Origin of the sequence: Gelidibacter sp. (genome assembly GCF_039916245.1) — a bacterium.
Classification (GTDB): domain Bacteria; phylum Bacteroidota; class Bacteroidia; order Flavobacteriales; family Flavobacteriaceae; genus Gelidibacter.
In genome coordinates this window covers 84,639-91,991 of sequence record NZ_JBDSLS010000108.1, presented here as the reverse complement: position 1 = coordinate 91,991, position 7,353 = coordinate 84,639, and the positions used below count along the sequence as shown (strand labels likewise).

Here is a 7,353-nt window from a genome sequence, read left to right as displayed (position 1 = left end):
CCTTGGTTCTAACCGATGCAAAAGTTTGTCCACTATTTATTTTATCTCCTATCTTATAGTTCATCCAAGAGATATAACCGGTAACATGGGCCCGTATATTTTCTTTTTTTTGATATAAAGTCACGCCGTTAAAGGTCAAATATTCCTTCATGTCATTTTGCGCTACTTTGACCGTGGTCACATTAATAGGTGCTTTTTTTTCAAGAATGGTATCACTCGACTTTTTACAGCTAAAAGCATTAACAAACAAAATGCAGATGATGAAAATTTTTAGGCCGGGTACTTTCATAATTACCAGTTTATATAATTATACTGGCTCAGCAATAACCAGCGATTGGTTTGCATTTGAAGTTTGGTATAAACGTTCAGTTTGTAATTCTGAATCACTGTTAAGTAATCTACAATGGAGACTTGCCCTTGAACTAATTTCCCTTTATAGATCTCAAGGATGTTTTCCTGTTTTTTTAGTTGCTTTTCCAACAACAGCAGCGTTATTTCATTTTGATTGATCTGCTGACGGATACTTTCCAAATTATTCTTCATTTGGATTTTAGAATTCTCTTTATAAAACGCAAGACTTTCCTCCTTTAGAAGGCTTTGCTGTGCATTGTATTTTCGTTGGTTCCCATCATAGATAGGAATTGTCAATCGGATACCTGCACTAGCGCCAATCTTTCGGTAGATGTTTGGAATTTCACTCGCATTTAAACCGGTATTGGCATAGGCCGATACTTGCGGCTTATACCGACTTTCAAAGACATTTTGATTGGCGAGCAGTTGCAAACTGTCGTTTTCGAATTTCTTTTGATAAAATAAAGAATTGGGATTTGTGATGGCAGTTATAGTTGGAACGTCCAAGCTTTCGGTATTTCTCACAGGCACACTACTCAAGATGTAGAGTTGATTGATGGCCACTTTGAGACTATTTTGAATTTGTTGCAATTCCAGCTTTTTGCTATCAATATCCAACTGGAGCAACAAATAATCACTCTCCATCAACACAGCGCGTTTTACCATCAATTCAACCACTTGCAACCGATTTTCAAGATCCTTTAAGATATCTTTTGTAAAACTCTCCTGCAATTGCAACTGATAGGCGACAATATATGCGTCCGTAATAGTTTTAGTGAGATTGTGTTTCAGTTCTTCCGAAGTAAGTAAAATTGAATTATTCTGTAACTTATTTTGAAATAAGAGACGATCAGTAATGGCCTGATTAAATAGGTTTTTCATCACATTTATTTGTGCAGAATACAGGCCACCATTTGTGATGCTAACATCATATCCAATAGCATTAGCTGATGGTGTCGTTGTGACGTCAATAGCTTTACCGTTGCTATTGAAAAAGGGCGCAACCAAAACATCGGAAGTCACATTCACCTGAAAGGCCTTATTCTGAGCTTGGATAATGGCATTCTGAAGCTCTCCGATTTTTAACAGATTTCTGTTTTCCTTTAAAGTTGGCGTATTCACTTCCGCTTGATTTAAAAAATAATCAAGACTTACCATATCTTGGGCTTCCAATTCGAAACCTAAAATAAATGCAAAAATAAAAAACAGTAATAGCTTCAAAATAATACTTTATTTAACTCAATTAAAGATAGTTATAAATGATTTTACTGCACCTAAAAAGGGTTGCTTTTATAAGTTTAAAAAAATAAACAGATCTTCCATTTTAAAACTTAAATGTCAATAAACATATTTAGAGAATCTAAAGAGTTTTTAAAGAACAAAAAAAAACAGAAAGTATGGAGCGATCTAAGCAAGTAAAAACTCTTTAATATCTAATATTTAGGAACCGAGAACCTTATCCAAAACGACATCAGTTCTCTAACTGTTAATAGCATCATAAAAGGCCAAAAATTTCTTGTTGGCCTTCCTCTTTCTCATAGCAATGATTTCACAATCAATAGAAAGTTTACACTTCATATTTTAAAAGCTGACCGATCAATTCTAGTCTGCTCTCAATCCTTATAAAATAAAAAGCTACCTTTAAAAAAAGATAGCTTTTGTGTTGCAAGGTTACTAATGTTTCTCTTTAGGGACAAAAAAATGTTTACTGTATGTTTCACTAGTCATCTGCATTCGTCCCTTGTCAAATTGTATGCCAGAGGTTAAATTATGATGACATTGTCCTGAAAATGAAATAAATATTATGAAAGTTTTGGGACTTTCCCTTTGACTCCCGCAAAAAACGAACGCATATACTCAAAATCGGCTTCCATATTATCGGTAGGATAAAAAGGTTCTGCAATCTTGTTTTGTTTGTGCTCAAAATCGAAAGTAAACATGATGATCGGCACATTTGCTTTTTTTGCGATATAGTAAAACCCAGTTTTCCACTCGTGTACTTTCTTTCTGGTGCCTTCGGGAGACAAGGCCAAGCGGAACTCCTCCTTGCCTTCAAATAGCTTAGCAATGGCTTCTACTTTGTTCTGACCAGGACGTCTATCTAAAGGTGCGCCTCCAATGACTTTAAAATAATAGCTTAAAGGCCATTTAAAAAGTTCTTTTTTTGCCACAAAATTGGATTTGATTCCAATAACCCGACGCATCAACACTGCAATATAAAAATCATGCCAACTGGTATGAGGTGCCGCAATGACAACCGCCTTTTTAATGGTGTCTTTTGACATAGTGACATTCCCAACTACTTTCCACCCTAAGATCTTAAAGTAGATAAATTCGTATAACCATCTCATCCTACATTTTTTGATATAAAGCCTTCAATCTTTCTCTTGTAATGGACTGTTTCCAGTTTTTACCAATGGCATTTTCCCAAAGTGGCTCCAAACTTAAAGCCACATCAATCATAATGTCAAATTCATAATCTTCGAGCTGCGAACAAATGCCTTGAGGAATTTCGATATTATGGATTTCTTTCATCTTTTTAAATAAGGCGACCCCTTCTGGATAAAATTCTTCCAAATGATCAAAAACAATGCAATTTCCTATGCCATGTTTGGTTCCTAAAAGATAGCCAAGACCGTAACTCAGGGCATGCGCCACACCTACTTGAGAGTAGGCGATACTCATACCGCCATGCCAAGAAGCCATCATTAATTTGTCCTGTAATTCTTCTTTTGAACCGTTTCCATCAATAAATATTTCCTTGCATAAGTCGAAAGCCTTTTCGCCATAACTCTGACTAAAGGCATTTAAGAAGGTGCCATTTAAGGATTCCACACAATGGATAAAACAATCCATTCCCGTATAAAACCATTGGTCCTTAGTAACACTTTGGGTCAATTCTGGATCTAAAACAACCTGATCAAAAGGCGTGTAATCTGAATTGATGCCCAGTTTCTTTTCAGGCCCTGTCAGTACAGTTGTTCGTGATACTTCGGCGCCTGTTCCAGAAATAGTGGGCACGCCAACATGATAAATGGCCGGTGTTTTTACTAAATCCCAACCTTGGTAATCTTTAGAATGGCCAGAATTAGTGAGCATAATGGCGACAGCTTTTGCTAAATCCATAAGTGTTCCTCCTCCAATGCCAATAATACCTGAAGGTCTGTCCTTATGTTCTAAAATAATCTGCTCGACCAAGTCATCAACTTGAGAGGTTGTTGGTTCGTGATTTGCTGAAATAAAAATTAATTGATCGGCATAAGCCAAAGAAATTCTCGAGGTTAACCAAGCATTTCCTTTGAAAACATCATCTACCAAATAAATAAATGGTGCTCTGGCATTTAATCGTTTTGGCTCTATAATATCACCTAATTGATTAAAACTGCCGCGTCCAAAAACAACCCTGGACACCATTGGGTAATTTCTATAAGTCATTTTTTAAAGTCTTAAACTCTAGTTTTTTGATTTTTGTTCAATAATGGAAGAACCTCCAATAAACTAGTTATGGTTTTATATTTTTTGTTGTCTTTTTCAGTGGCAACGACATGTTCATGCATCCATGTGGTATGAAATGGCACATGAATAGCATTTGCTTTTATATTAATTAAAGGTAAAATATCTGATTTCAATGAGTTTCCTATCATTAGAAATTCAGAAGGTTTAATATCCAAATGGTTCAATAATTTGGAATAATTAGCTTCCTGTTTATCACTGACGACTTCTATATGATGAAAATAATGGGTTATTTTAGATTTTTCCAATTTTCGCTCCTGATCCAATAAATCGCCTTTGGTCACAACGATCAATCGGTAATCTTGAGATAATGTCAGCAAAACTTCCTCTACACCTTCCAAAAGATCAACAGGCTTACTGAGCATCTCCTTGCCAATATTCAGGATCGCGTCAATTGTTTTATTACTGATAGAATTGTTTGACAGTTCTAAGGCTATTTCAACCATTGACAGAATAAAACCTTTGATTCCGTAGCCATACAAGGGCAGATTTTCTATTTGTCTTTTAAATAACTCCTGATCAATAGTATTTGCCGTTTCATAAGGCGCCATCAACTTTGAGAATTCAAGTTCAGCATCCCTAAAATAGGTTTCATTGACCCAAAGGGTATCATCGGCATCAAAGCCAATCACTTTAATGTTACTATAATCTATTTCCATAAACGTTTTGCGCGTTCCAAATCTTCTGGAGTATCTATTTCGACACCTTCAACATTGGTTTCAATCATTTTAATACGTTTGCCATATTCTAAATAACGAATACATTCTATCTTTTCAGAAGCCTCAATGAACTGCATTGGTAACTTATAAAAATCAAGCAGTGCTTGTTTCCTAAACGCGTAAATCCCTTTGTGCTTAAAGTAACGTGCGCCAGCTTCCTTATCTCTTGGATATGGAATGACACTTCTTGAAAAATAAAGTGCGAAATTATTTTGATCCACAATGACTTTTACAGTATTTGGATTGCTGATTTCGTCCCAATCATGAATTTCCACCATTAAAGATGCCAAATCGATTTCTTTCTGATGATCACTTTTAAAAGCGTTCAAAAGCTTCTCTAAACTTTCGCGTTCAGTAAAAGGCTCATCACCTTGTACATTCACAACAATATCAACATCCAAATTCTCAACCGCTTCAGCAATACGATCACTGCCCGACTGGTGATCTTTTATACTCATGATGGCTTTACCGCCATTGTTCACAATTTCATCATAAATGATGGCACTATCGGTCACCACATACACTTCATCAAACAAATTTGTAGCGACGGTAGCTTCGTAAGTTCTGCGAATAACGGTTTTACCCGCCAAATCCTGCATCAGTTTAGCTGGAAAACGTGTGGCACTGTAACGCGCCGGAATCATTGAAATTATCTTCATAGTGGTTCAAAAAAAATCTATCCAAAATTAAAACTATTTAAGGTATTTACGATTTGGAATGTCTAATCTTTTTATAAAGTTTAAAAATGATGAACAAAACACATATAACCAAGAGCACTGCAACAATTGGCAAAAAAATGGCAAAGAAGGAAATGATGATGGAAGCACCTGTTTCAATGGTTGATACTAACGGATTTCCAAATCCTGCGGTTGAAACTGTTGAGGTAATGCGAGATGCTCCTGCAGCACTTTTTATGGTGGCAGCGGTTCCGCCTCCAGCGATAATGGCCAATGTCCAAGTGATTATGGGGCTTAAATCGACCATTGTAGAAACCATGATTGCGGTTCCGGCAAGGGTTGCTAACGGAATGGCAATCGTATCCAATAAGTTATCGACGAAAGGAATATAATACCCAAGAATTTCAATTAAAGTGGCCACACCAAAAGTAATGACAGCTGTCAGACTTCCTATCCAAAGCCATGAGGCGTTAAGTTCCCATACGTTAAAATAAGAAGCCAAACTGAGCGCAAATAAGGGCAAGAACACTCTAAACCCAACTGAAGCAGCCAGTCCTATGCCGAGGCAGATGCTGATGATGGTTTCCATTTTTGTTGTTTGTTGTTAAGTTGTGGATCGTAATAAATTAAAATTTCTCTTTACGGTTTTAAGTGCTTTCTATGGATTTTCAAAAAACTCCTCAGGAAAACCTATCAGATACAACTTCTCTTTTGCTCTGGTTATGGCGGTATAAAGCCATCTCAAATAATCCTTGTCAATGCCGTTGGGCAAATAAGGCTGTTCTACAAAAACCGTATGCCACTGTCCACCTTGTGATTTATGACAGGTAATAGCATAAGAAAACTTGACTTGTAAGGCGTTAAAATGCTTGTTGTTCTTGATTTTTAAAAACTTTCTATAATTAGAGGTTTCGTCTTCATAGTCTTTTTGAACTTCTTGATACAACCTATTAGACTCCTCATAAGGCAATGAAGGCGATTCGGCTTCAATGGTATCCAAAAGCAAAACGGTTTCAAAAGGTGCCATTTTTGGATAATCCACCATTTGCACTTTCACTTCCGCAAATCGAAATCCGTATAAATCCTGAATGCTAAAAATCTCCAAAACCTGAATGATATCGCCATTGGCTATAAATCCGGCTTCGGAAGTTGGTTTAACCCAAAAATAATTATTCTTTACCACCATTAAAAAATCGCCGACCGTGAGTTCATTTTCATTGTTTAAAATGCGTTCTCTAATTTGCTTATTATAAAGGTTAGCCCGTTTGTTGCTTCTTACAATAATGGCCGTTTCCTCATGGCCTTGGTCGGAATAGCCGTCATTTATGGCATCCATAATTTCATAGCCATCCACTAATCGCACAATATCTGAATAGCCGTTAAGATCAAATTTGAAAGACTCAAAAAATTCACCTTCCAAAACTTCTCTAAGATGGGTAGCGTTCATCAAAATTCCAGAATCCTGTTCTTGCCTTACAACTTCGTCCAATTCCATGGAAATGACGTTTTTGTTGTAATTAAGATTGAGTTGCATGCTGTCCAATGCCGGACTTAAATCAGATTTGACAGGTGGCAACTGCGCTTTATCGCCTATAAGTAATAATTTGCAATTATGACCTGAATAAACGTATTGCATCAAATCATCTAATAAGGACCCATTTTCGAATAAACTGGAATCTGAAGGTGCATCCGGAATCATAGAGGCTTCATCAACTATAAAAATAGTATCACGATGTTTATTGGGTTGCATCACAAACTTGACACCACCACCTTTATCCTTTTTAGGGAAATAAATTTTCTTGTGAATGGTAAAAGCTTCCTTTCCCGAATAATTAGAAATGACTTTTGCAGCGCGTCCTGTCGGTGCCATTAATACAGTACTTTTTTTGATGTGCCATAAATTGGAAACCAAGGTGCCGATAATACTGGTTTTTCCGGTCCCTGCAAATCCCTTTAAGAGATATAATTGATTTGAACTGGTGTCAAAAACGAAATTTGAGAGCTGATCCAGCACTATATTCTGTTTTAAAGTGGGTTCAAACGGAAATTTTTGTTTTAAAAGCTTATAAAATTCAGAGGCGTTCATCGGCATT

At 36.4% G+C, this 7,353-nt stretch carries 8 protein-coding genes; all 8 read right to left on the bottom strand.

The annotated features are described in order from the left end of the window. On the bottom strand, positions 1-289 hold a 289-nt coding region (locus tag ABIQ28_RS05685), incomplete at its 3' end, for a hypothetical protein (protein WP_348035913.1). A 2-nt stretch (positions 290-291) separates the two neighbouring features. Then, positions 292-1,572, bottom strand: coding sequence for a TolC family protein (locus tag ABIQ28_RS05680; RefSeq protein ID WP_348035912.1), 1,281 nt, complete (start codon positions 1,570-1,572; stop codon positions 292-294). 581 nt (positions 1,573-2,153) lie between these two features. Beyond that, entirely contained in the window at positions 2,154-2,702 is a 549-nt protein-coding gene (locus ABIQ28_RS05675; RefSeq protein ID WP_348035911.1) for a 1-acyl-sn-glycerol-3-phosphate acyltransferase, read from the bottom strand. Position 2,703: 1 nt separating this feature from the next. Further along, a complete protein-coding gene (locus ABIQ28_RS05670; RefSeq protein ID WP_348035910.1) occupies positions 2,704-3,786 on the bottom strand; it encodes an iron-containing alcohol dehydrogenase family protein in 1,083 nt (360 codons plus the stop codon). A gap of 11 nt (positions 3,787-3,797) precedes the next feature. Then, positions 3,798-4,523 (bottom strand): HAD family hydrolase, encoded by a 726-nt coding sequence (locus ABIQ28_RS05665; RefSeq protein WP_348035909.1) that lies wholly within the window; start codon positions 4,521-4,523, stop codon positions 3,798-3,800. Next, positions 4,514-5,242 carry a 3-deoxy-manno-octulosonate cytidylyltransferase gene (gene kdsB / locus ABIQ28_RS05660; RefSeq protein WP_348035908.1) on the bottom strand — a complete coding sequence of 243 codons (729 nt, stop codon included), beginning with the start codon at positions 5,240-5,242 and terminating at the stop codon, positions 4,514-4,516. The genes ABIQ28_RS05665 and kdsB overlap by 10 nt, the downstream gene beginning before the upstream one ends. Positions 5,243-5,288: 46 nt before the next feature. Continuing rightward, positions 5,289-5,849, bottom strand: coding sequence for a DUF4126 domain-containing protein (locus ABIQ28_RS05655; protein ID WP_348035907.1), 561 nt, complete (start codon positions 5,847-5,849; stop codon positions 5,289-5,291). Between the two features lie 69 nt (positions 5,850-5,918). Continuing rightward, positions 5,919-7,346 carry an AAA family ATPase gene (locus ABIQ28_RS05650; protein ID WP_348035906.1) on the bottom strand — a complete coding sequence of 476 codons (1,428 nt, stop codon included), beginning with the start codon at positions 7,344-7,346 and terminating at the stop codon, positions 5,919-5,921. Positions 7,347-7,353 lie beyond the last annotated feature (7 nt).

Excerpts from the sequence above, each read along its gene's own strand:
- ABIQ28_RS05665 (WP_348035909.1), bottom strand. The coding sequence starts at position 4,523 with ATGGAAATAGATTATAGTAACATTAAAGTGATTGGCTTTGATGCCGAT.
- ABIQ28_RS05650 (WP_348035906.1), bottom strand. The coding sequence starts at position 7,346 with ATGAACGCCTCTGAATTTTATAAGCTTTTAAAACAAAAATTTCCGTTT.
- kdsB (WP_348035908.1), bottom strand. The coding sequence starts at position 5,242 with ATGAAGATAATTTCAATGATTCCGGCGCGTTACAGTGCCACACGTTTT.
- ABIQ28_RS05675 (WP_348035911.1), bottom strand. The coding sequence starts at position 2,702 with ATGAGATGGTTATACGAATTTATCTACTTTAAGATCTTAGGGTGGAAA.
- ABIQ28_RS05655 (WP_348035907.1), bottom strand. The coding sequence starts at position 5,849 with ATGGAAACCATCATCAGCATCTGCCTCGGCATAGGACTGGCTGCTTCA.
- ABIQ28_RS05670 (WP_348035910.1), bottom strand. The coding sequence starts at position 3,786 with ATGACTTATAGAAATTACCCAATGGTGTCCAGGGTTGTTTTTGGACGC.